Consider the following 22,235-nt stretch of genomic DNA (forward strand, 5'->3'; position numbering starts at 1 on the left):
TATCCCCGCGCCGAGACCGACCAGCCAAGTCCGAAGCACACGCATCCGAGCCGCCCTCCGAGAAGTGGCCGCAGCATACTGATCCGCTTCGCCGGCAGCGAGAAAAAGGAATAGTCGCGGACCTCGCGGCAATGCGTTCGTCCTGCCGACCGGCGTGGCGAGCGCGGAGCGAAGCGGCGGCCAGGGGAGCGGGACGGGAGCGCGGAGCGAAGCGGCGGCCGGGGGACGGCAGGGAGCCCCGGGGAGGCCGCGGGAGCGGGACGGGAACGCCGCCGGCGCGCCCGCGCGGCGCGAGGGCGGCCGACCGGCCGACCGGAGCGTCGAGGGACGGTCCCGGCGCTTGCTTGGTTTCCGGTTCTGCTAGTCTCGCCCGGTGATGCTCCCCGAAAAGAAGCAGATCCTTGTCGTGGATGACGAGGCGAACCTCCGGCGGGTCCTTAGCGCCCAGCTCGGCCGGGATGGCTACGAGGTCCACACCGCGGAAGACGGCGAGGAGGGGCTCGCGTTCCTGAAGGAGCACCACATCGATCTGGTCATCACCGATCTCCGGATGCCCAAGGTCGACGGCATGGACCTGCTCCGCGCCGCGCTCCGCGACGACCCGTCGCGGCCCGTGGTGCTGCTCACGGCGCACGGGACCGTCGACAACGCCGTCGAGGCGCTCAAGACGGGCGCGTTCGACTACATCACGAAGCCGTTCGATCAGAACGAGGTGCGCGTCGTCGTGAAGAAGGCGCTCCGCACCCGCGATCTCGCGAGCGCGGATGCGACGCGGGACGTCTCCGCGGCGCAGCCCCGGGGGGGCTCCGACCGCTTCGGCATCATCGGCGAGAGCCCGCCCATCCAGGAGCTCTACGCGATCCTCGAGCGGGTCGCCGACACGCCGACCACGGTGCTCATCAGCGGCGAGAGCGGCACCGGGAAGGAGCTCGTCGCGCGGGCGCTGCACGAGAACTCCAGCCGTCGCGACCGGCCGTTCATCAAGGTCAACTGCGCGGCCATCCCGAAGGACCTCATGGAGTCGGAGCTCTTCGGCTACGAGCGCGGGGCCTTCACCGGCGCGGTCGCCTCCAAGCCGGGGCGCTTCGAGCTCGCCTCCGGCGGGACGCTCTTCCTCGACGAGATCGGCGAGATCCCGAACGAGATGCAGGTGAAGCTCCTGCGCGTCCTGCAGGAGAGCGAGTTCGAGCGGGTCGGGGGCATCAAGACCATCCACGTCGACGTCCGGCTCGTCGCCGCCACCAACCGCGACCTCAAGCGGGAGATCGCGGCGGGCACGTTCCGGGAAGACCTCTTCTACCGGCTCAACGTCGTCCCGATCGCGCTCCCCGCGCTGCGCGACCGGAGGAGCGACATCCCCCACCTCTGCACCCACTTCGTCGCGAAGTTCAACGCGCGCCTCAAGAAGAGCATCGAGAGCATCGAGCCCGAGGCGCTCGAGCGCCTGGCCTCGCACGCCTGGCCGGGGAACATCCGCGAGCTCGAGAACGTCGTCGAGCGGGCGCTGCTCTTCGCCGACGGCGCGCGCATCCGCCTCGACGACCTGCCGGAGGAGATCCGCGGCGGCGCCACGTCGGCGCCCGGCGCGACGCTGCCGCTCGCGGCCGCCGCCGCCGACACCTCCGCCGCGCCCTCGACGCCCGACGGCCTCAAGGAGCAGGTGAAGGCGGCGATGAGCAAGCTCGAGCGCGACCTCATCGAGCGCGCCCTCAAGCAGACGCACGGCAACGTCACCCACGCCGCGCGGCTCCTCAAGATCTCGCGCAAGGGGCTCCAGCTCAAGATGAAGGAGCTGAACCTCCGCGAGCGCGACGCCGAGTGAGCCCGTGGGCCTCGGCGAGCAGCGCTCCGTCCGCGCGCCGGGAGGGAAGGCCCTCGCCGTCGCCGCCTCGCTCGCCGGCCTCCTCGCGGCCTCTCCCGGCTGCGATCGCGGCGGCGCCCCGCAGGGCACGGACGCCGATCTCGACGCCGCCCCTCCCTGGGACGTGAGCCAGACCGAGCCGGAGCCGCGCCCCGGCATGGCGTGGATCCCGAAGGGCGTGCTCATCGCGGGCACGCCGCCGGACCGGCTGCCGCGCATCGCCGACGAGGAGATGGCGGGCGCGCAGGTCGTGATGCACGGCTTCTACATCGACATCTTCTCGTACCCCAACGAGGTCGGCGCGATCCCGACCACGAACATCGCGCAGGACGAGGCGCGCGCGCTGTGCGAGGCGCAGGGCAAGCGCCTCTGCACGGAGCTCGAGATCGAGCGGGCCTGCAAGGGGCCGGACAACACCACGTACGAGTACGGCGACACGTACAAGGCGCCGGTCTGCGCGACCGGGCAGAGCCGGGTCCTGACGCCCAACGGGGTGAACGCCGGGTGCGTGAGCGCGTTCGGGGTGCACGATCTCCATGGCGGCGTATGGACCTGGACCTCGAGCCAGTGGCAGCGGGACAGCGGCAAGCAGGGGCTCGTCACGCTGCGCGGAGGCAACGGGCCGACGGGCGAGCTCGTGGGGCGATGCGCCCACGGGCGCGGCGCCAAGCCGGACACGCGCCGCCCCGAGGTCGGCGTCCGCTGCTGTGCCGGCGAGGTGAACAGCTTCGAGGTGGTGCTCGAGGTGACGCGCGATCGCCCGCTCCGGCTGGAGCCGCTCGTCGACGCGCGCGCGGCGGCGCAGCTCGCGGCGCTCGCGCCGGAGGAGGTGCGCAACGCGTCCCGGGCCGGGTCGGCCGAGGGGGCGTTCAGCGTGGAGCGCATGTGGACCTGGCACCCCCGGGGCAACGAGGAGCTCGTGCTCGGCGGCGGCTGCGCGCGGCCGGCCGGGGTGAACGGGGCGTCGCGTAGCCGCGCCAAGCGCGCGAAGCGCTCGCGCCCGGGCGACGGAACGACGTGCGGGCTCCTCATCAGCCGGATGCGCATGAGCGCGCCGGCGCTGCTCGCGTTCGTCCCGTCGGATCTCTGGGTGCCCACGATCGGCGAGACGGACTCGCCGCGCGAGCTCTTCCTGTACGGCGGCGATGCGCTGGGCGCCTTCCGCCGTCGAATCACCTACGAGTGGGGCAAGATCGGCGTCGCCGACAAGGAGCGCAAGCGCAAGCACAAGGGCCGCCGCGGGCTCTCATACGACTGAGGCCCCTCGGCGTCGCGACGAGCGCGCCGGGGCTCGCGGTCGCGACGCCGTCGTAACGGGTGGCGCTGGCGCGCGGCGGCACCACATTCCGGCGGCGCGCTCCGGCCCCGTGGCACATTCACCTTGCGCCCGGGCGCCTGGAAGGGCAGCGCTAGCAGCGCGCGTCGCCGCCGCGCCGTCCGCACGCTCCTCCGATGACCCGCCCGCACGACCCCGAACCGCGCGACGCGCCGAGCAAGCGCCCGGACGATCCCGCGCGGCGGCGCGCGGCCGCGCGGCGCTCGCTGCGCGCAGCCGTCGCGCTCGGCTGCGCGCGGCTCCGCGGCGCGCGCGGCGGGCGGCTCGGCCTCGCCATGGCGGCGCTCATCTCGCTCGGGTGCGGCGTCATGGCGCTCGTGCTCCGGCTGGACGACGGGACGACCTCGCTGGAGGCGCTGCTCGGGTCCGCGGCGCGCGGGCTCGCGTGGGCGGCCGCCGGCCCCATCGCCCTCGCCGCGGCGCACGATCGCCCGGGGGCCGATCGCCGCGACGGCGTCGAGGCGCTCGCCGCCGCGCGGGGGATCTCGCGGGCCTCGCTCCACGGCGTGCGCAGCCTCGCCGCGATGCTCGAGGTCGCGCGCGTCGTCGCGCTCCCGCTCGCCGCGCTCTCGGTGCTCGCGGCGCTCCTCTCCGGCTCGCCGCTGCTCGGCCTCCAGCACCTCGCGTACGGCGCGGCGCTCGCCCTGTTCGGCGCGGTCTCCGGTGTGACGCTCGGCGGCCTCGCGGCGGCGAGCGGCCGCGTCGCCGGGGCGCGAGGGCGCGCCCTGTTCCTGGTGCTGACCCTCGTCCCCTGGGGGCTCGCCGATCTCGCCGGCGACTCGAGGTGGTCGATCCCGGGAGCGCTCGGCGCGTTCCTCTCCTTCGCGGCCCGCTCGGCGGGAGGCCCTGCAGGATGAGCCCGGGCGCTCCTGTAGTGGTGCTCGAGGGCGTGCGCGCGCGCGACGGCGCCGGCGAAGAGGGGCGCCCTCGGGGGGGCCTCTCGGGCCTGTCCTTGGCCCTCGGCCCGGGCGTGCACGCGGTGCTCGGCGCCCCGGAGGACGGGACGCTCGCCCTCGCGGAGGTGCTCGCAGGGCGCGCAGCCCCCCTCGCCGGCCGCGTCCTCGTGGCGGGGCGCGACCCGTGCCGGAGCGCGGCGACGCGGGCGCAGATCGGCGTCCTGGCCGCCACCCCGGAGCTGCCCGACGGCGCGTCGGTGGCGTCGTTCATGTCGGTCGCGCTCCGGGCCCGCGGCGCGCCCGCGAGCGGCGCCGCGGCGCTCCTCGAGCCGCTCGGCGTCGCGCCGCTCCTCGCTCGCAGCACGGCCTCGCTGAGCTTCTCCGAGGCCCGGGCGGTCGAGCTGTCGCTCGCCCTCGGGGTGCCGCGGCCGCTCCTGCTCTGCCTCGTCGAGCCGTTCGCCGACGTCGCCGTGCCGTCTCCGGAGCCGGTCCGAGAGCGCCTGCGGGCCCTCGCTGCAGCTGGCGCCTGCGTCGTGCTCGTCACGTCCTCGACCGTCGACGCGAGCGCCCTCGCCGACCGCATCCACGTGCTCGATCGCGGCGTCATCGCGCGCACCGAGCCCGGCGCCGGCGACCGCCTCGCCGCTGCCCCGGGCGCGGCCCCGCCGGGCGCGGGGCGCCCCGAGGTCGAGATCCACGTGCTCGTCCACGAGCGGGCGCCCGACGCGCCCGGCGCTCGCGCGCTCGCCGCGGCGCTCGCGAGCGCTCCCGCCGTGCGCGCGTGCGCGTGGGAGCAGGGGCCGGCGGAGGCGTCGTCGACGCTGCGGATCCGGGCCGCGGACAGGGAGGCGGCCGCGCTCGCGATCCTGGATGCGGCCGCGAGGGAGGACGTCACGCTCATCGCGATCTCCTCGCCGCCCCCGGCGATGCACGACGTGCGGGCGGCGACCGCGCTGCACCTGGCCGCCGTTCGCTCGCGCCGTCCCTTCGGCGCACCTGCGGTCGAGGGTGCTGCCCCGCTGCAGGGCGCGCCCGAGGGGCCGTTTGCGGTGGCGGCGTTCGACGCACCGGCGCCGCTCGTCCCGGCAGCGCCGCTCAGCCGGCCGTCGGACGGCCCGTCCGCGCCCGCTGGTGTGCCGCTGTCGGCGCACGGCGATGCCGCTGCCGGCGGACGGATCGGGGCCGACCCGCCGGGGGCCGACGGTTCGCCGCACGCCACGGAGACAGGACGCCACGATGGTGGGTGAGAGCGCATCGAGCGACGCGGCGCGGCCGCTTCCTCCCGCGGAAGGGGGGGCCGAGCGGGGCGGGCGCGCGCTGACGGGCGTCCGCCTCGGGATGGAGATGACCCTGAGCCGCCTCCGCGCGCGGCGTCCGCTGCTGGCGTTCGGGCTCGGCGCCGCGCTCGCGGTCGCGGCCGCGGTCATCGAGATCGCGTTCGGGTCTTCCGGGGCCGTGGACCGGGCGCTGCTCTCCACGTTCCGCCTTGCCACGCCGCTCACGATCTTCGCCCTCGCCGCCGACGCCGCCGATCGCACCACGCTGCGCGACGCGGCCTGGCCGGTGGCCCGCTTCGGTGCCTCGTCCCACCATGTCGCGCTCGGCATCGCCCTGGCCACGGCCCTCGCTTCCGCCCTCGTGGGAGCGCTGCTCGCCGTCGTCGTCGTCGCCGCCGCCCATGGTCCCGGCGCTGCGCCATTCGTCCAAGACATGCTCGTCAGTGGGTGGATCGGCGCGCTCACCGGAGCCGCCTACGCTGGCTGGTTCTCGCTCGGTGCGACCTTTTTCCGGCGCGGCCTCGGCCGCTTCGTGCCGCTCGCGGCCGATCTCCTGCTCGGTGGCTCGGCCGGGGTGATCGGCGCACTGTTGCCCCGGGGCAACGCCGTCAACCTCCTCGGTGGCCCGTCGCCGCTCGGGCTCGGGCAGCCCGCGAGCGCCGCCCTGCTCGCGTCGAGCGCCCTTGTCCTCGCGCTCGCCGCGGCGGCTCGCTGCAGGGAGTAGCGCGCGGGCCGGGGCCGCGGGAGCTCGGCTCGCCTTGCCCCGACCGGCTGCTTGACGTTCACGGCGATGGCGTGAGCGGCGCAAGAGGGATGGCTTCATCCGCTCGTTCACGTACTCTTCGGGGAATGACTCAGGAGCACGGGGACGACGAGGCCACCAAGGCCGTCAACGCGCCTCGATCGGTCCTGCTCGTCGGCTCGGCCGAGGCGCTGGCGGCGCGCTGCAGGGGGATGTGCCTGCGGGCTCGCGTCATGCTCATCGTCGAGAGCGACCTGGCGGCGCTGACGAACACGGCGGTGGAGCGGAAGCCGCTCGCGCTCCTGTTCCCCGACGACATCTACGCCTTCGACAGCGCGGAGTTCGACGCCCTGGCGCGCGACATCCAGGCCGCGGTGGTGACCCTCGAGCCAGGCGTCACGGACGAGGTCATCGAGGCGCGGCTCGCGGAGGCGCTGCTCCGAGCCGAGCTCCTCCGGCAGCCCGAGCCGTCGTCGAGCCGTTACGTGCTCGTGCCCGACGGCCCCCGCCGCTCCAAGCGTCGCTGACCGGCGCGCCCTTGCATGATGATGAAAAGGAGCTCCATCCGATGAGCGAGCTGCACCTCGATCCGAACGCGTCCCGCCTGACGATCCACACCCGAGCCGTGGGCATGCTCGCGCGCCTGGCGCACGACCTCGAGATCACGGCGTCCGAGCTGCGCGGTCGGGCGCGGCTCGACGGCGAGTCATGGACCGCCGAGCTCGAGGTCCCCGTGGCCAAGCTCTCCGTCGCGGGGGTCTTGCGCGGCGATCGCGTCGACCCCGACGCGCTCTCCGCGGGAGATCGCGGCGACATCGAGCGGCGCCTGCGCGGCGAGGTGCTCGCGGGGACCGAGATCGTGGCGGTGCGCGCCTCGGGGGCCACGCGTGACCGCGCCGAGGTGCGCGTCCAGGTCGCCTCGGGGAGCGCCTCGCTGGTGGCGCGGCTCTCCGCGCGCGATCGCGGCGACGGCGCGATCGGGGTGACGGGTACCTGTCAGCTGTCGATGGCTGCGCTCGGCGTGCGCGAGGTCAAGGGGCCGCTCGGCGCCTTCAAGGTGCGGGACGAGCTCGACGTCCTCTTCGATCTCACTCTGCGGCCTGCGAGCTAGGCGGCTCGGACGGGAGCTCGGGCGCCGCGTCGCCGCGCGAGCAGGCGCCGTGGACCTGGTAGGGCTTGCCGGCGAGCCGCTTCGCGATCGAAGCCCCGCGCCAGGCGACGTACGCCTTGTTGAAGTCGAGTAGCTGGTCGGGGGCGAAGTACGGGTTCTTCGTCTTGCCCAGCGTGACCAGCGTGAGCACCTGCTCCGCCACGCTCACGGGGCAGCCCTCGAGCCGGAGGGTGGTCTCGTTCCGGGCCATCGCGAGCTTCGTCGTCACCTTCACCATCTTCGCGAGGACGTCATCGTGCTTCGCGGTGTAGGGGTCCCGCGCGCTCCGCTCCCGGTACAGGCTCTCGACGCTGACCAGCTGATCGCCGATCTTCCCTTTGTACGTCGCGCAGTCGCCGATGAAGATCACCTTCTCGCCCGGCTTCGCGTCGATGGGGCCCTCGTAGGCGCCGAACACGACGTGCATCCGCGGCATCTTCGCGTCGCACTCCTTGTCGTACTCGCGCAGGATCTCGATCGCCTCCTCGATGGCCCCTGGACAGCCGCCCCAGCAGTAGTCGGTGCGCTCGGGCTCGGGCGGCGAGCCCGCGTAGGCCGTGATGTTCGTGCCCTCGAAGTACTTCTCGACGCGGACGAGGCCCACCTTGAACCCCTTGGCCTTGTGCTTCGCCTCCTCGAGCGTCACGTCCCCCGTGATCTCGATCTCGCCGAGGTCCATCGGGCCGAAGCCGCGCTCCGACGCCAGGCGGATGTGCTCGACGCTCCTCGGATCGACGCCGATGAGCTGGCAGCAGACCGAGTCGAACGCGACCTGGTTGTTCCCCATGATGATGAGGCCCAGGTCGAACGGCGAGGGCGTGAGCATCCGCCCCTCGCCCGCGGTGATGGCGTCGATCGCGATGAACTGCGGCTGCACGATGTACTGGAGATCGGCGACCTTCTCGTTCAGCCGGTGATCGTGATCGATGAGCCTGTGCCGATCGTCCTGGATCCCGATGTAGTTCTTCATCGAGAAGGTCACGGTGGTCCAGGGGTGCGACTTGAACTTGGGGCAGTTCACGAAGAAGTCGGCCTTCGCGACGGGCTCCGGCGTGAACACGTAGTCGCGCAGCCGGCCCTCGTGCGTGAGCGGGATCTCGACCTGCTGCTCTTCCTCGAAGTGGTAGTGCTTGACCCCGGTCCGGCGGAACATCGGGTAGTAGCCGGCGCTCTCGTACGTCATGCGGGTCGGGAGCGTGATGCCGCACCGCTCCCCGACGGCGAGCTCTCTCACGCGCCCGTCGTCGCGATCCTTGAGCGCGCCGATCACCCCCTCGACGAACTCGGGCCGGGTGTACGCGTGCGGAAAGTGCGTTCCCGACGCGACGACGTTGGGCTTGATGAGCGTCCGGCCGTGCGGGCGCAGCGAGAGCTCCTCGAGACCGCTGCGCACGATGCCGCGGATCTTCGCCACGTCATACGTCGAGCAGCGGCGCAGAATTACACGAGGGCGCGACGTAATTTTCATAGAAAGACAGCGTATGGGCCGCGCCGGGCCATCGCAACACTCGCCGCCGGACGAGCCGCGCCGCGCAGCCGCTGCAGAACAGCCTGGGCGTTCGCTGCAGGACGGAACGTCGTGGCTCAGCCCGTGCGTTCGCCGCCGACGAGCCGCGCGAGCTCGGCGCGGACCTCGCGCGTCGCATCGATGAGCCGGCCTTCGATCTCGTAGGTGCGCTCACCGGGCGCCGCGTCGTTGGGCTCGGTGGGTGTGCGCAGGCGGCACCGGGCGACCTTCACGCGGATCGCCGTCCCTGTCGGCTGGAGCGAGCCCTCCACGCGCGCTCCTGGCGCCGAGGAGGCGGTCGAGTGGAGCCGCACGCGATCGCCGTCGATCTCGACGAGCTCTGCCTCGCCGCCCTTGGACCAGGTGAGGTGCGACGTCATTCCGGCCTCCGCAGCCCGGCGCTCCGCGCGCGGGCGGCGCCGCCGCGGGCCCGCTCCATCGCCGCGCGGGCTTCGCGGGTGGCGTCCTTCTCTTTCAGGCTCTCGCGCTTGTCGACGGTCTTCTTCCCCTTTGCGAGGGCGATCTCGGCCTTCACGCGCCCGTTCTTGAAGTAGAGGCGGGTCGCGATCACGGTCATGCCCTCCCGCTCCACGCTCTTGCGGATCGCCTCGATCTCGCTCTCGTGCAGCAGCAGCTTGCGCGGGCGCTTCGCCTCGTGCCCGAAGGCGGCGCCGGGCATCACGGGGATGTTGACCCCTTTCAGGAACGCCTCCCCGTTCTCGATGGCGCACCAGCTGTCGGTGAGCTCGGCCGCGCCGTCGCGGAGCATCTTCACCTCGCTGCCGAGCAGCACCAACCCTGCCTCGAACCGATCGTCGAGGGTGTAGTCGAACGTCGCGCGCTTGTTGCGCACGATGAGCTTCTCCCCCTCTCGCTCCTTCTCTTTGCCAGCGCGGCTCACGCGGCCGCATAGCGCGCGCGCCGCCGCCTGTCCACACCGCTTCACAGGGCGGCGCCCGCGCGGCCCCGCTGCTGGGCGCAGCTCGCGCGGCGCGTCCCGCTGCGGTGGCGGCGTCATCGCTTGACGCCGATCGCCGCCGCTCGTCCAATGGTCCTTTCGCACGACGTGCCGTCAGCCTGGAGGACTCAGTGAATCGCGGACTGCGCTTTTCGGCCTGGCTCGGGGCGATCGTGGTGAGCTCTGCGCTGATGCCCGGGTGCAGCTGCAGCTGCGGCGTCGCCACGGACTCCGGCACCGTGGACGGCGATGGAGGGTGGGGCGGCGGCGGGCAGGGCGGCAGCGAACAGGGCGGCGGCGGGCAGGGCGGCGGCGAACAGGGCGGCGGCGGGCAGGGCGGCGGCGAACAGGGCGGCGGCGGGCAGGGCGGCGGCGCGCCGACTCCCAGGCGCGTCGGGGCGACCGAGACGGTGACGGCTGGCGAGGTCGCGAGGAGCTCGCGCTACCGCATGGTGTTCACGCTCGGGCAGCCGACGCAGAACCAGGGGACGTCGACCTCACCCAAGGTGCGGATGCGAGGAGGGCTCATCGGAGCCGACGGGAGCTTGCCATGACGAGGAGCTGGCGATGAGGACGTCGATGATCGCGCGATGCATGACGGCATCCGCCCTGGCGGCGAGCGCGGTCGTGGTCGCCGGGACCGCGGCTGCGGCGGTCCCGGCGACCATCACCCACCAGGGCCGGCTCTACGACGAGCGCGATGTGCCCATCAGCGCGACGCTCGATGTCGTGTTCGCCCTTTACGACGAGCGCGACGCTTCGACGCCCCTGTGGAGCGAGGTCCACTCGATCACGTTCGAGGACGGCTTCTTCTCGGTGCGCCTCGGCGCGATCGTCCCGTTCGAGCAGGCGATCTTCGACGGTGCTGAGCGGTACCTCGGCATCACCGTGGGCGACGATGTCGAGCTGGAGCCGCGCGCGACGGTCGCGAGCGTGCCGTACGCGCTGCTCGCCGGCAATGTGAACGGCGACATCACGCCGACCTCGGTCACGGTCAACACCACGAGCGGCACCACGCTGGTGCTCGGCGAGCGCGGGATCATCGTGAACGACGTCCTCGTAATCGACGAGAACGGCGAGTGGGTCGGCTCGCCGACGGGGCTTCAGGGCCCGCAGGGGCTGCCTGGACCGATCGGTCCGGCCGGTGCAACGGGTCCGGCTGGACCGACGGGGCCGGAGGGGACGGTCGGTGCGACCGGGCCTGCGGGTGCTGCTGGTCCGACCGGGCCAGCCGGGCCGATCGGGGAGATCGGGCCGACGGGCGCCGCAGGCCCCACAGGGCCCGCGGGGCCGGAAGGCGTGGCTGGACCTAGGGGGCCGGAGGGCCCGGCAGGGCCCGCAGGGGCGGCAGGGGCGGCAGGGGCGGCAGGGCCCATGGGGCCAGAAGGCCCGGTGGGCGCAATCGGACCGGAGGGCCCGATGGGGCCAGAAGGCCCGGTGGGCGCAATCGGACCGGAGGGCCCGATGGGGCCAGAAGGCCCGGTGGGCGCAACCGGACAGGAGGGCCCGATGGGACCAGAAGGTCCGATGGGCCCGATGGGACCAGAAGGCCCGGTGGGCGCGCTTGGACCGGAGGGGCCCATGGGCCCGATGGGACCAGAAGGCCCGGTGGGCGCGCTTGGACCGGAGGGGCCAATGGGCCCGATGGGACCAGAAGGCCCGGTGGGCGCGCTCGGACCGGAGGGGCCCATGGGACCAGCGGGCCCTACCGGTCCCATTGGGCCAGCGGGCTCTACCGGTCCGACAGGACCAGTGGGCCCTACCGGTCCGCAGGGGCCACGTGGGTTTACCGGCCCTGCTGGTCCGACCGGGCCCCAGGGGGTCGTGCTGACACTGACGGTCCAGGGCGTCGGCCCGCACACCGCGCTGCCGGCCGGGAGGCCTGTCGATTTTTTCGGGCCGACAGCATTGGTGGCGGTCTCATCGACGAGCCAGTCAATCTATGCGACCGCGCATCGGTACCTGGGCACGGACGGCTCGCCTGCGGACAGCCTCAAGCTCTACATGTGCTACCAGCGGGTTCGTTCCGGGCCGTCTGGCCCGGTGCTCGACGAGGTCCAGGCGGTCGGCCTTGGTATGGCCGGCGGCCGTGTCCCCGCGGATACCCGCGTCCCCTTCGGGCTCAGCGCCGTCATCACCGGCCTCACCGCGGGCACCTACAACATCGGGATGTGCGGCCAGACCTTGAGCCCGAACTGGACCAGCAACGACTACGGCTACCTCTCGATCCTCCTCGTCAACGGCTAGCCGCCGCGCCTGCCGGGCGCGCCCGCCGCGCTCGGCTTGTCGGGTCGCCCGAGCGCCGTGCGCACCCCTCGCCACGGACCGTGATAATTCGACGACGCAGAACGCAATGCCGCAGCACGCTGGGTCGGCACGCCGCCCACGTACGATCGTTCGCGACGATGGGCTGAAAGGGGGCTAAACACTCGCGGTTTTACACGCGGCCGTGTCCACTCCGGACGGCGTCCCCGCGGGTTCACCCTACCGCGCGTCCTATGCACTCGATCTGTCTCCGCGGCGCCCGCACGCACAACCTCCAGGGCATCGACCTCGATTTCCGGCCCGGCGAGCTCGTGGCCATCGCCGGCGTCTCGGGCGCTGGCAAATCGTCGCTCGCGCTCGACACGCTCTATTCCGAGGGACAGCGCCGGTTCGTCGAGAGCTTCAGCCCGTACGCTCGCCAGTTCCTCGAGCGGCTCGAGCGGCCGCCGATCGACGCGCTCGAGCCGGTGGCGGCCGGCGTCGCCGTCGATCGACGCGCGCCGGTCAAGAGCTCGCGGTCGACCGTCGCCACGATGGCCGACCTCGAGCCGTATTTCTGCGCGCTCTTCGCGCGCGAGGCGGTGCCTGTCTGCCCGTCCTGCGAGGCGCCGGCCGCGCGGACCGACCCGGCGCGCGCGGCCGACCTCGCCGCGAGCGCGCACGAGGGGGCGACCGCGCTCGTCACGTACCCGATCGCGGTCGCCGGAACCGAGCGGTTCCTCGACGTGCGCGAGTCGTTGCTCGCCGCCGGCTACCGGCGCCTCCTCGTCCGCGGCGAGGCGCGCGACATCGACACCGTGGCGCCGTCCGAGGCGATGAGCGGCGCGGACAAGGTCGAGGTCATCGTCGATCGCGTCCGGGTCGCCCCCCGGGAGCGCCGGCGCCTCGGCGCCGCCATCGAGGAGGCGTGGAAGGGCAGCGGGGGCGACGCCTCGCTCCACCTGCAGCGCAAGGCCGACGATCAGAGCGGCCAGGGGGCGGGGCCCACGCGGCTCCGGCTCGTGCGCGGGCTCGCCTGCCCCTCGTGCGCGCGCGCCTTCGATCCTCCTCGCCCCGGGCTGTTCTCGTACCAGTCCCCCACCGGCGCGTGCCCCTCGTGCCGCGGCTTCGGCCGCACCCTCGGCATCGACTACGACAAGGTGATCCCGGACCCCTCGAAGTCGATCGCAGGCGGCGCGATCCGGCCCTGGAACGGCCGCTCGACGACGTGGGAGCGGAAGCTGCTCCGCGCGTTCTGCGAGCGGAAAGGCATCCGCACCGACAAGCCGTGGCGCGACCTCTCCGACGCGCAGCGCGCGCTCGTGCTCGAGGGGGAGGGCTCATGGACCCAGGGGAAGTACCCCGGCGTGAAGGCCTGGTTCCGCTGGCTCGAGACGCGCACCTACAAGATGCACGTCCGCGTGCTGCTCGCGCGTTACCGCACCTACGACGTGTGCGGCGCGTGCAACGGCAAGCGGCTCGCCCCCGAGTCGCTCCTCTACCGCGTCGGCGGCCTGGATCTCGCCGCGTGGCACGAGCTCGAGCTCCGCGACGCCCGCGCGCGCCTCGAGGCCGAGCGCCCCCAGACGGGCCAGGGGGAGATGGCGCGCCGCGAGCTCATCGCGCGGCTCGGGTACCTCGAGCGGGTCGGGCTGGGCTACCTCTCGCTCGCCCGCCAGGCGCGCACGCTCTCGGGCGGCGAGGCGCAGCGCGTCGCGCTCACCGCGGCGCTCGGCACGTCGCTGACGGGCGCGCTCTTCGTGCTCGACGAGCCGACGGTCGGCCTGCACCCGACGGACATCCCGCCGCTCATCGCGGCCATGCGCGAGCTCGCCGATCGCGGCAACGCCGTGCTCGTCATCGAGCACGAGCCGCTCGTCATCCGGGCGAGCGATCGCGTCGTCGAGCTCGGCCCCGGCGCGGGCAAGCAGGGCGGGCGCGTCACCTTCGACGGCCCGCCCGACGGGCTCGCCGCGCGCGGCCCGCGGGCGTCGGCGCGCCCGGAGCGCCGGGCGCCGAGCGGGAAGATCGCGATCCACGGCGCGCGCGAGAACAACCTCCGCGACGTCACGGTCGACGTGCCGCTCGGCGTCGTCGTGGCGATCACGGGGCCGAGCGGCTCGGGCAAGAGCACGCTGGTGAACGACGTGCTCTACCGGCACATCGCGAGAGCGCGCGGCTACAAGGACGTCGAGGCGCCCGGTCTGTACAGGCGCATCGAGGGCACGGCCGACATCCGCACCGTCACGCTCGTCGACCAGGCGCCGCTGGGGCGCACCTCGCGGGGCAACCCTGCGACCTACACCGGCGCATGGAACCGCATCCGCGCGCTCTTCGCCGAGCAGCCGGAGGCGTCGGCGCGGGATCTCGGGCCCGGCCACTTCTCGTTCAACGTCGCGCTCGGGCGCTGCGAGGCGTGCGCGGGCGAGGGGAGCGAGACGATCGAGATGCAGTTCCTCGCCGACGTGTCGCTGACCTGCCCGACCTGCAAGGGCAAGCGGTTCCGCGACGAGGTGCTCGAGGTGAAGCTCGACGGCCGCTCGGTCGCCGACGTGCTCGACCTCTCGATCGACGAGGCGTTCGAGGTCTTCGTGGGGCAACCCGCGATCCGGCGGGCGCTCGCGCCGCTCAAGCAGCTCGGCCTCGGCTACCTCACGCTCGGCCAGCCGCTCTCGACGCTCTCCGGCGGCGAAGCGCAGCGGCTGAAGATCGCGCGCGCGCTCGGCGAGCCCTGCGCGGGCGCGCTCTTCCTCCTCGACGAGCCCAGCGCCGGCCTGCACCCCGAGGAGGTGACGCACCTCAACGCCGCGCTCTCCGTGCTCGTGGCCGAGGGCGCCTCCGTGATCGTCGTCGATCACGACCTCGACGTCATCGCCGCGGCTGACTGGGTCGTCGATCTCGGCCCGGGCGCGGGCAGCGAGGGCGGGAGCGTCGTCGCCGAGGGGACGCCCGAGGAGGTGGCCCGGACGGCGACGCGGACCGGCGTCTCGCTGGCCGAGTGGTTCGCGCAGCGGGGCGACGGCGGCGCTCGGCGCCCGCGGCGCGGTACGGCAGCGGCTCCTGCCGCCCCGAAGCCCGGCAAGCGCGGCGCCGCCGCCGCGCGCGCGTCGCTCGACCGGGGTCGGATCGAGGTCGAGGGCGCCCGCGAGCACAACCTCGCCGATGTCTCGACCGTGATCCCGCACGGCGAGATCGTCGTCATCACAGGCCCGAGCGGCTCTGGCAAGAGCACGCTCGCGTTCGACGTGGTCTTCGCCGAGGGCCAGCGGCGCTTCCTCGAGACGCTGACCCCCTACGCGCGCCAGTTCCTCCCCACGCTGCCGCGGCCGGACGTCGATCGCGTCACCGGCGTCCCCCCCTCGATCGCGCTCGAGCAGCGCACCACGCGCTCCGGCGCCAACTCGACCGTCGCGACCGTGACCGAGATCGCGCACTACCTGCGGCTGCTCTACGCCAAGGTCGGCGAGGCGCACTGCCCGGACTGCGACGTGCCGATCGCGGCGCGCTCGCCGGACGACGTCTACCGCTCGCTCATCTCGACGCGCGGCGCGCGGACGCTCCTCGCCCCCGCCGTCGTGGCGCGCAAGGGGACGTACCTCGACGTGTTCACCGCCGCCGCCCGGGCCGGCATCACCCGCGCGCTCGCCGACGGCGAGCCGTGCGCGACCGACAGCCCTCCTCGCCTCGACAAGCGCCGCGAGCACTCGATCGACCTCGTGATGTACGAGGGGCGCATGGACGGCCTGGATCGCGCCCTCTTCGATCGCGCCCTCGCGTTCGGGCGGGGGGCGATCAAGCTCGTCGGCGGCCGCGGCGGCGAGCAGCTGCTCTCGACCACGCGCACCTGCCCGCGCTGCGGCGTCGGCGTCCCGGAGCTCGATCCCCGCTGGTTCTCCTTCAACACGAAGCAGGGCCGGTGTGAGTCATGCGAGGGGACGGGCGCCTCGGACTTCGACGACGACGCGCTCGCGACGCCCGACCCGTGCGAGGCCTGCGGCGGCTCGCGCCTCGCGCCGATCCCGCGGGCGGTCCGGCTCGCGGGAGAGCGTTACCACCAGGCGTCGGGCCGCTCGGTCGCTGCCGCGGCCGCGTGGGCGAGGGGGCTACAGTTCACGGGCGACCGCGCGCTGATCGCCGAGGCGCCGCACAAGGAGCTCTGCCGCCGGCTCGACTTCGTCTGCGAGGTCGGCCTCGGCTACCTCACGCTCGATCGGCGCGCTGCCACCCTCTCGGGCGGCGAGATGCAGCGCCTGCGGCTCGCGGCGCAGCTCGGCAGCGGCCTCACCGGGGCGCTGTATGTCCTCGACGAGCCGACCATCGGCCTGCACCCGCGCGACACCGACCGGCTGCTCGGCAACCTCCGGCGGCTCGCCGGGATGGGCAGCACCGTGCTCATGGTGGAGCACGACGCCGACACGATCCGCGCGGCGGATCACCTGATCGACCTCGGCCCCTCGGGCGGGCGCAAAGGCGGCCGGATCGTCGCGGCGGGGCCGTCGCGCGCGGTGCTCGCGAACCCCGACTCGCCGACCGCCCGGGCGCTCGCCGGCGAGGATGCGCTGCTCAGCGCGCGCCCGGCGCGCCCTCCCGTGCGCGACCACATCGAGCTCCTCGGCGCCCGCGCGCACAACCTCCAGGGGGACACGCTCCGGCTCCCCGCGGGCCGGATGACGGTGGTCGCCGGCGTGTCCGGCTCGGGGAAGAGCACGCTGATCCAGAAGGTGCTCTACCCCGCCGCGCGCCGCGCGCTGAAGCTGGAGGCGCCCGAGCCGGGCCCGCACAAGGCGCTGCGGCTGCCGAAGAGCATCCTGCGGGCGGTGGCCGTCGATCAGTCGCCCATCGGGCGGACGCCGCGCTCGATCCCCGCGACGTTCCTGGGCGTCTGGGACGAGGTCCGGAAGCTCTACGCTGCCTGCCCCGACGCGCAGGTGCGCGGCTACGGCCCTGCGCGGTTCTCCTTCAACACGGCCTCCGGCGGGCGGTGCCCCGCGTGCGAGGGGCAGGGCGTCATCGCGCACGAGATGTCGTTCTTGCCGGACGTGACCACGCCTTGCGAGGCGTGCGGCGGCGCGCGCTTCGAGCCGGCGACGCTCGACGTGCGCTACCTCGGTCTGTCCGTCGGCGAGCTCCTGGACCTCACCGCGGAGGAGGCTGTCGAGGTCTTCGCGGCCCACCCGAAGATCCGCGCCCCGCTCTCGACGATGTGCGATCTCGGCGTCGGTTATCTCCACATCGGCCAGGGGTCGCACACGCTCTCGGGCGGCGAAGCGCAGCGGCTCAAGCTCGCGGCGGAGCTGACGGCCGGCGCGCGGCCGAAGCCCACGCTCTATGTGCTCGATGAGCCCACGACCGGCTTGCATCTGGCGGACGTGACGCGCCTGGTCCGCGTGCTCGACCGCCTCGTCGAGCGCGGCGACACGCTGGTGATCATCGAGCACCACCCGGCGGTCATCGCGTGCGCGGATCACGTGGTGGAGCTCGGCCCGGAGGGCGGCGCCGGCGGCGGGCGCATCGTGGCGGAGGGCACCCCGCGGGAGGTGGCGCGTCAGCCGACGGCGACGGGCGAGGTGCTGAAGCGGATCTTCGCGAAGGCTACGTGAGCGGGCGCGCCGCGCGAACCGGCGCGCCGTCCCGGGGAGCGCGGCTCAGCCGCCGGCGCGCTTTGCGTACTGGTACGCGGTGTAGGCGGAGATCAGGTGGCAGATCCAGCCGAGCCAGCCGCCCGAGCCGATCCACAGGCCGGGGGTGACGATCAGCCAGAAGATGCAGCGCAGGAACGCGCCGTTGTAGAGCTGCCCAACGCCCGGAATAATGAACGAAAGCACTGCGGCGATCCCGGATTTGCTCATGGCATCGGAACCTGATCACCGTGACCGCCCTGTCAAGCGGGCTGGGGGAACCTGGGCACGGACCCGCCGCGCCGCGGCCAGCGGCACAGCGCGCGGTGCAGGAGGGCTCAGCGGCTGCCTGGTAGGACGATCCTTCGACGGCCCGTCGAGGACGTAGAAGGGGTCGGCGCAGGGGTCGTCCCCGTGGCGGTGGGTGCAGGGGTCGTCCCCGTGGCGGTGGGTGCAGGGGTCGTCCCCGTGGCGGTGGGCGCAGGGGTCGTCCCCGTGGCGGTGGGCGCAGGGGTCGTCCCCGTCGGCTTGGGTTGCGCTTGTGCCGTCGGCTTCGGGGCTGCCACGGGGGCAGGCGCGGGCGGCTCCGGTGCGGTCGCCGCGGGTGTGGCGGCCGTCGGAGGGGGAGGCGCCGGATCGCCGGCGACCGACGCAGGCGCCGGGGGCGCCTCGATGGGCGTCAGCGCTGCAGCATCTTCGGATGATCCTCGGCTGCGCATCACGAAGAAGACGGTCGTCAGTCCGCCGATGACCACGAACGCGCCGATCCCGATCAGCGCGAGCGTCGCGCCGGAGCTCTTCGCGCGAGGCCGCGCGGGGATCGGCGCCGGGTACAGCGCGCCGCTGCCCGGCGGCTGGGGAGCGCCGCCGGCGTGAAACCCCGGCGCTCCGGCGGCCCCGGGGCCACCTGGGGCCCCGAACGGGGAGCCGCCGTACGGGCTGGGAGGCTGGGGCGGTTGCCCGTAAGCGCCTCCTGCTCCAGGTGGCCCGCCGTAATTCGCTGTCGCACCGGGCCCGTACGGGCCCGGTGCACCAGGTGGCGGCGCGCCGTACGGGCCAGCGGGAGCGCCGTACGGGCCGGGCATTCCGGGAGGCGCGCTGTTGGTCCCGCCTTCGACGAGGGTCCGCGGGACGGCTGCGCCAGCGGCGTTCGGATCGTGCGGCGCGGTGCCGGGCGGCACGGGAAAGGCGCCCTGCGGCGAGTTGGGCCCTGCGAGCGGAGGCTCGCCGGGCACGGTCTTGCCAGGGCCGTACATGCCGCTCGGGGGCGCAGGCCATCCCGGCGGCGGACCGCTATTCTGGTTGCTCATCGAGATCGCATCCTACCTACCGTACGCGCCTGGCGCGTCAGTTGTTGGGTACGATGATCACGCGCCGGCGAGGCCTGTCCGACGGCGTGGTGGTGGTCGGGCTCGTCGTCGGCGGGCTCGTCGTCGGCGGGCTCGTCGTGTTCGGCTGGGGGTTGGCCGGCGGCTGTGCGCTGGTCGGCGCGGGGAACGGGAACGGCGGCAGCGTCGACGGGATGACCCAGGGAAGCTGGGGGATGATCGTCGTCCCGCTGGGGCGTGTCGTCGGCGCCGTCGTGGTCGGCGGCGCCGTCGTGCTCGGCGGCGCCGGTGGCTTCGCCGTCGTGGTCGGCCGGGGCTGCGGCTTGGCGACCACGGGCGGCTCGACAGGAGGTGGCGTCACCGCCGGGGGCGTCACGGCGGGGGGCGTCGTCGCGGGCGGGCTGGGATCCGAAGGCACCGTGTTGGCCGGCTGGAAAGTCGGCAGGGCCGGCGCCACGTCGGCCTGCTCCTTCCGGCTCAGCTCGTTGGCGATGTACAGACCGCCGACGACGGCCCCCGTGATCCCCGTGGCGAGCAGCAGGATGGCGAACAGCGAAGTCCCGCCTCGCGCGGGTCGCTGCGCGCCGTGCGCCGAGGCGCTCTGCGAGATCCTCGGCAGCGGATCCATCGGCGCCGTCCCAGGGATGTAGCCCTGCGCGCCGCCGCCATACGCGCCGCCATACCCGGGCGCTGGGCCGCCGTTGAATCCGCCACCCGGGGCCGCGCTCCGGTCCATGAACGGCGCGCCTCCGACCGCCGTCCCTCCCGGGCGTGGCGACACATCGAAGGGCCCCGGCTCGTGGCTCGTGGCGGGCACCCCCTGGGGGAGAGCGTAGGGGGCGGCGCTCACGGTCGCCGGCTGCGCGATCTGGGGATAGCCCCCTTGAGGGAGGTACGGGCCGGAGGAGGGCTCCGGCCTCGGCGTGAACCCTGGCGCTGACGCCGAGGGACCTCGGGCATCCGAGGAAAAGCCGCCCATGGGGGTCGAGGGCCCGAGGCCGCCCGGGGGGCCGCTGGACGCGTGCTGCGCGCCGCCGTCCTCCGGCGGAATCGTCTTGGGAACGGAGCTGGCGCGACCGTCCCCCATCGCGTTGGTCGCGGGCGCCGCCGCGGAAGGCGTGAGCATCCCGGGCGCCGCGAGGGCTGCCGCCAGGGCGGCCCCGGATGACCGCGCCAGGCTGACCTCGGACGGCGCGGGGGTGAGCGCCGACGGGGCGCGGGCGGCTCGGGCGAACGGCTCCAAGGCGCTGCGGAACTCGGCGGTGGTCGCGAAGCGATCCGGCGGCGAGGCCGCCATGGCGCGGTGGACGGCGGCGCAGAGGCCGGGCGCGAGCTCCGGCGCCAGGTCGGAGAGCCGCGAGATCTGGCCCGAAAGGTAGGCTCCCGCGATCTGCTGGGGCTCATCGCCGCCGACCGGCCGGCGGCCAGCCAGCATCTCGAAGATGATGACGCCCAGAGAGAAGATGTCGGCGCGCGCGTCCACGGAGTCCGCGGAGTAGGCCTGCTCGGGCGCCATGTACTCGGGGGTGCCCATGATCACGCCGGGGCGCGTCAACCCGCGATCGAGCTCCCCCGTGACCTTCAGCTTGGCGATGCCGAAGTCGAGCAGCTTGATGAGCGGCTCTCCCTTGGCGGACTTCGTGATGATCACGTTGTCCGGTTTGAGGTCCCGGTGGACGACGCCCGCGCGATGGGCGGCCTCGACGCCCTCGAGCATCTGCATCGTGTATTCGAGCGCGTCGGGGTACCCGAGGCGGATGCCTGCCCGGTAGAGCTCCTCGTACAGGGTCTGGAGCGTCTTCCCCTCCAGGTACTCCATCACGATGAACGCCAGGCCGGACGCCGTCTGGTCGACGTCGCTGACGCGAACCACGTGCGCGCTCTGGATCTGCGCGGAGACGCGCGCCTCCTGAAGGAAGCGCTGCACCAGGCCGGAGCGGCGGGACAGCTCGGGGTGGAGAAACTTGAGGGCGACCGTCGTCCCCAGCACCTCGTGGCGGGCTTCGTAGACGCTCCCCATGCCGCCATCGCCGATGAGGCGCACGAGTCGGTACTTGTTGTTGATGACCTGGCCTGCCTGCGGACGCATCGATCTCCGTTGAGGGCGCTGGAGTTGCTCGGAGAGTCTCACAGGCTGGTAGACGAACGTCAGCCCCATTTGTGCGACACAGCGTCGCGATGATCGCGATCCGCCCTGCTTTTCGGCGCAGCGACCCCCATCCATGTCCGCCCGCGTCCCGTCCAGGGCGCCCATAAGGCTGAGGTCGTACGCTCCAGGGGGCGCGTGCCACCACAAGGATTCGCAATGACGCGCCGCGTTGTCGTGGCTCGTGTGGGCGCGACAGCGCTGATGCGCGCGTGCGGGACCGAGTATACCTGGGAGCGCCGCGTGGGAGCGGCGCCGAGGAGATGCCCGTGCTGGCTGCGCCGTTGCTCGATGCCCTGATCGATCGCTCTCTGGAGGAAGACCTCGCGGGAGGCGATCTCACCACCGAGGCTTGTGTCGAGGCCTCCGCGCGCGCGACAGCGAAGGCGGTCGCGCGCAAGCCGCTCGTCGCGTGCGGGGGCGACGTGTTCCTGCGCGTCTTTCAGCGCCTGGATCGGCAGGTGGAGGGCGAGGTGCTCGTCGCGGACGGCACCGCGGTCGGCGTCGGCACGGTGCTGTGGGCGGTGCGTGGTCGCGCGCGCTCGCTCCTCAGCGCGGAGCGCACCGCGCTCAACCTCGCGCAGCGGATGAGCGGCGTCGCCTCCGAGGCGCGCCGCTACGCCGAGGCGATCCCGGCTGGGTCGAGCGTGCGCATCACCGACACCCGCAAGACGACGCCCGGTCTCCGCGGGCTGGAGCGCTACGCGGTGCGCGTGGGCGGCGCGCACAACCACCGCGACAGCCTCGGGAGCGCCGTGCTCATCAAGGACAACCACATCGTCGCGGCGGGCGGCATCGCGACCGCCATCGCCCGCGCGCGGGCCCGCGCCCCGCACACGACGAAGGTCGAGGTCGAGGTGGCCTCGCTGCAGGAGCTCGATCAGGCGCTGGCCGCCGGCGCCGACATCATCATGCTCGACAACTTCACGCTGGCCGACGTCAAGGCCGCGTCCGCGCGCGTGCGGTCGGCGCAGCACGGCCGGCCTCTCCTCGAGGTCTCCGGCGGCATCACGCTGGAGCGCATCCCCGAGCTCGTCGCGGCGGGCATCGACGTCATCAGCGTCGGGGCGCTGACGCATTCGGCGCGTGCAGCCGACATCGCGCTCGATCTCTCGCTGTGAGGCGGCTCGACGGGGAGGCGATAGAGCGCGAGCTCTCTCGGCTGGGCGCGT

The 22,235-nt window shown here is 73.6% G+C and carries 17 protein-coding genes; 12 read left to right on the plus strand and 5 right to left on the minus strand.

What is annotated here, in order from left to right; genetic code table 11:
* The first annotated feature begins 376 nt into the window (after positions 1-376).
* The 7 genes from WMF46_RS13865 to WMF46_RS13895 all read left to right on the plus strand — a co-directional run bounded on the left by WMF46_RS13865 (position 377) and on the right by WMF46_RS13895 (position 7,223).
* On the plus strand, positions 377-1,822 hold the full coding sequence (locus tag WMF46_RS13865) for a sigma-54-dependent transcriptional regulator (RefSeq protein ID WP_437555384.1): 1,446 nt from the start codon (positions 377-379) through the stop codon (positions 1,820-1,822).
* 4 nt (positions 1,823-1,826) lie between these two features.
* Positions 1,827-3,119 (plus strand): formylglycine-generating enzyme family protein, encoded by a 1,293-nt coding sequence (locus tag WMF46_RS13870; RefSeq protein ID WP_437986047.1) that lies wholly within the window; start codon positions 1,827-1,829, stop codon positions 3,117-3,119.
* A gap of 194 nt (positions 3,120-3,313) precedes the next feature.
* Positions 3,314-4,054 carry a hypothetical protein gene (locus WMF46_RS13875; RefSeq protein WP_437986048.1) on the plus strand — a complete coding sequence of 247 codons (741 nt, stop codon included), beginning with the start codon at positions 3,314-3,316 and terminating at the stop codon, positions 4,052-4,054.
* Positions 4,051-5,340, plus strand: a complete 1,290-nt coding sequence (locus tag WMF46_RS13880; RefSeq protein WP_437986049.1) for an ABC transporter ATP-binding protein — start codon at positions 4,051-4,053, stop codon at positions 5,338-5,340. Before WMF46_RS13875 ends, WMF46_RS13880 begins: the two co-directional genes overlap by 4 nt.
* The gene (locus WMF46_RS13885; protein ID WP_437986050.1) at positions 5,330-6,094 is read left to right on the plus strand and encodes a hypothetical protein; all 765 of its coding nucleotides are present in this window, start codon (positions 5,330-5,332) and stop codon (positions 6,092-6,094) included. The genes WMF46_RS13880 and WMF46_RS13885 overlap by 11 nt, the downstream gene beginning before the upstream one ends.
* A gap of 125 nt (positions 6,095-6,219) precedes the next feature.
* A complete protein-coding gene (locus WMF46_RS13890) occupies positions 6,220-6,639 on the plus strand; it encodes a hypothetical protein (RefSeq protein WP_437552393.1) in 420 nt (139 codons plus the stop codon).
* Between the two features lie 41 nt (positions 6,640-6,680).
* Positions 6,681-7,223 (plus strand): hypothetical protein, encoded by a 543-nt coding sequence (locus WMF46_RS13895; RefSeq protein ID WP_437986051.1) that lies wholly within the window; start codon positions 6,681-6,683, stop codon positions 7,221-7,223.
* Here the strand turns inward: WMF46_RS13895 and WMF46_RS13900 are convergent.
* From WMF46_RS13900 to smpB, 3 genes are all read right to left on the minus strand, one after another.
* Entirely contained in the window at positions 7,201-8,730 is a 1,530-nt protein-coding gene (locus tag WMF46_RS13900; protein ID WP_437986052.1) for a DUF362 domain-containing protein, read from the minus strand. The genes WMF46_RS13895 and WMF46_RS13900 overlap by 23 nt on opposite strands.
* A gap of 116 nt (positions 8,731-8,846) precedes the next feature.
* Positions 8,847-9,149 (minus strand): hypothetical protein, encoded by a 303-nt coding sequence (locus tag WMF46_RS13905; protein ID WP_437908955.1) that lies wholly within the window; start codon positions 9,147-9,149, stop codon positions 8,847-8,849.
* On the minus strand, positions 9,146-9,670 hold the full coding sequence (gene smpB, locus WMF46_RS13910; RefSeq protein WP_044968393.1) for an SsrA-binding protein SmpB: 525 nt from the start codon (positions 9,668-9,670) through the stop codon (positions 9,146-9,148). Before smpB ends, WMF46_RS13905 begins: the two co-directional genes overlap by 4 nt.
* Positions 9,671-9,858: 188 nt before the next feature.
* Here smpB and WMF46_RS13915 point away from each other — a divergent pair, with 188 nt between their 5' ends.
* From WMF46_RS13915 to uvrA, 3 genes are all read left to right on the plus strand, one after another.
* Positions 9,859-10,281, plus strand: a complete 423-nt coding sequence (locus WMF46_RS13915) for a hypothetical protein (RefSeq protein WP_437986053.1) — start codon at positions 9,859-9,861, stop codon at positions 10,279-10,281.
* Positions 10,282-10,321: 40 nt separating this feature from the next.
* Positions 10,322-11,974, plus strand: a complete 1,653-nt coding sequence (locus tag WMF46_RS13920) for a collagen-like protein (protein ID WP_437986054.1) — start codon at positions 10,322-10,324, stop codon at positions 11,972-11,974.
* 251 nt (positions 11,975-12,225) lie between these two features.
* The gene (uvrA, locus tag WMF46_RS13925; RefSeq protein ID WP_437986055.1) at positions 12,226-17,571 is read left to right on the plus strand and encodes an excinuclease ABC subunit UvrA; all 5,346 of its coding nucleotides are present in this window, start codon (positions 12,226-12,228) and stop codon (positions 17,569-17,571) included.
* Positions 17,572-17,616: 45 nt separating this feature from the next.
* Here the strand turns inward: uvrA and WMF46_RS13930 are convergent, their stop codons facing one another.
* Positions 17,617-17,820 (minus strand): hypothetical protein, encoded by a 204-nt coding sequence (locus tag WMF46_RS13930; RefSeq protein ID WP_437986056.1) that lies wholly within the window; start codon positions 17,818-17,820, stop codon positions 17,617-17,619.
* Between the two features lie 183 nt (positions 17,821-18,003).
* Here WMF46_RS13930 and WMF46_RS13935 point away from each other — a divergent pair, with 183 nt between their 5' ends.
* On the plus strand, positions 18,004-18,465 hold the full coding sequence (locus tag WMF46_RS13935; RefSeq protein ID WP_437986057.1) for a hypothetical protein: 462 nt from the start codon (positions 18,004-18,006) through the stop codon (positions 18,463-18,465).
* Between the two features lie 471 nt (positions 18,466-18,936).
* Here the strand turns inward: WMF46_RS13935 and WMF46_RS13940 are convergent, their stop codons facing one another.
* The gene (locus tag WMF46_RS13940; RefSeq protein WP_437986058.1) at positions 18,937-21,006 is read right to left on the minus strand and encodes a protein kinase domain-containing protein; all 2,070 of its coding nucleotides are present in this window, start codon (positions 21,004-21,006) and stop codon (positions 18,937-18,939) included.
* Between the two features lie 326 nt (positions 21,007-21,332).
* On the opposite strand from WMF46_RS13940, the gene nadC reads away from it, so the two are divergent.
* Positions 21,333-22,184: a carboxylating nicotinate-nucleotide diphosphorylase gene (nadC, locus tag WMF46_RS13945; RefSeq protein ID WP_437987893.1), complete on the plus strand. Its 852-nt coding sequence runs from the start codon at positions 21,333-21,335 to the stop codon at positions 22,182-22,184.
* Positions 22,185-22,235 lie beyond the last annotated feature (51 nt).

This window comes from Sorangium sp. So ce117, from assembly GCF_051524395.1.
In the GTDB taxonomy this organism is placed as follows: Bacteria; Myxococcota_A; Polyangia; order Polyangiales; family Polyangiaceae; genus Sorangium; species Sorangium cellulosum_B.

Excerpts from the sequence above, each read along its gene's own strand:
- WMF46_RS13930 (WP_437986056.1), bottom strand. The coding sequence starts at position 17,820 with ATGAGCAAATCCGGGATCGCCGCAGTGCTTTCGTTCATTATTCCGGGC.
- WMF46_RS13920 (WP_437986054.1), top strand. The coding sequence starts at position 10,322 with ATGACGGCATCCGCCCTGGCGGCGAGCGCGGTCGTGGTCGCCGGGACC.
- WMF46_RS13880 (WP_437986049.1), top strand. The coding sequence starts at position 4,051 with ATGAGCCCGGGCGCTCCTGTAGTGGTGCTCGAGGGCGTGCGCGCGCGC.
- WMF46_RS13940 (WP_437986058.1), bottom strand. The coding sequence starts at position 21,006 with ATGCGTCCGCAGGCAGGCCAGGTCATCAACAACAAGTACCGACTCGTG.
- WMF46_RS13875 (WP_437986048.1), top strand. The coding sequence starts at position 3,314 with ATGACCCGCCCGCACGACCCCGAACCGCGCGACGCGCCGAGCAAGCGC.
- WMF46_RS13890 (WP_437552393.1), top strand. The coding sequence starts at position 6,220 with ATGACTCAGGAGCACGGGGACGACGAGGCCACCAAGGCCGTCAACGCG.
- WMF46_RS13885 (WP_437986050.1), top strand. The coding sequence starts at position 5,330 with ATGGTGGGTGAGAGCGCATCGAGCGACGCGGCGCGGCCGCTTCCTCCC.
- WMF46_RS13895 (WP_437986051.1), top strand. The coding sequence starts at position 6,681 with ATGAGCGAGCTGCACCTCGATCCGAACGCGTCCCGCCTGACGATCCAC.
- WMF46_RS13900 (WP_437986052.1), bottom strand. The coding sequence starts at position 8,730 with ATGAAAATTACGTCGCGCCCTCGTGTAATTCTGCGCCGCTGCTCGACG.
- WMF46_RS13865 (WP_437555384.1), top strand. The coding sequence starts at position 377 with ATGCTCCCCGAAAAGAAGCAGATCCTTGTCGTGGATGACGAGGCGAAC.
- uvrA (WP_437986055.1), top strand. The coding sequence starts at position 12,226 with ATGCACTCGATCTGTCTCCGCGGCGCCCGCACGCACAACCTCCAGGGC.
- WMF46_RS13905 (WP_437908955.1), bottom strand. The coding sequence starts at position 9,149 with ATGACGTCGCACCTCACCTGGTCCAAGGGCGGCGAGGCAGAGCTCGTC.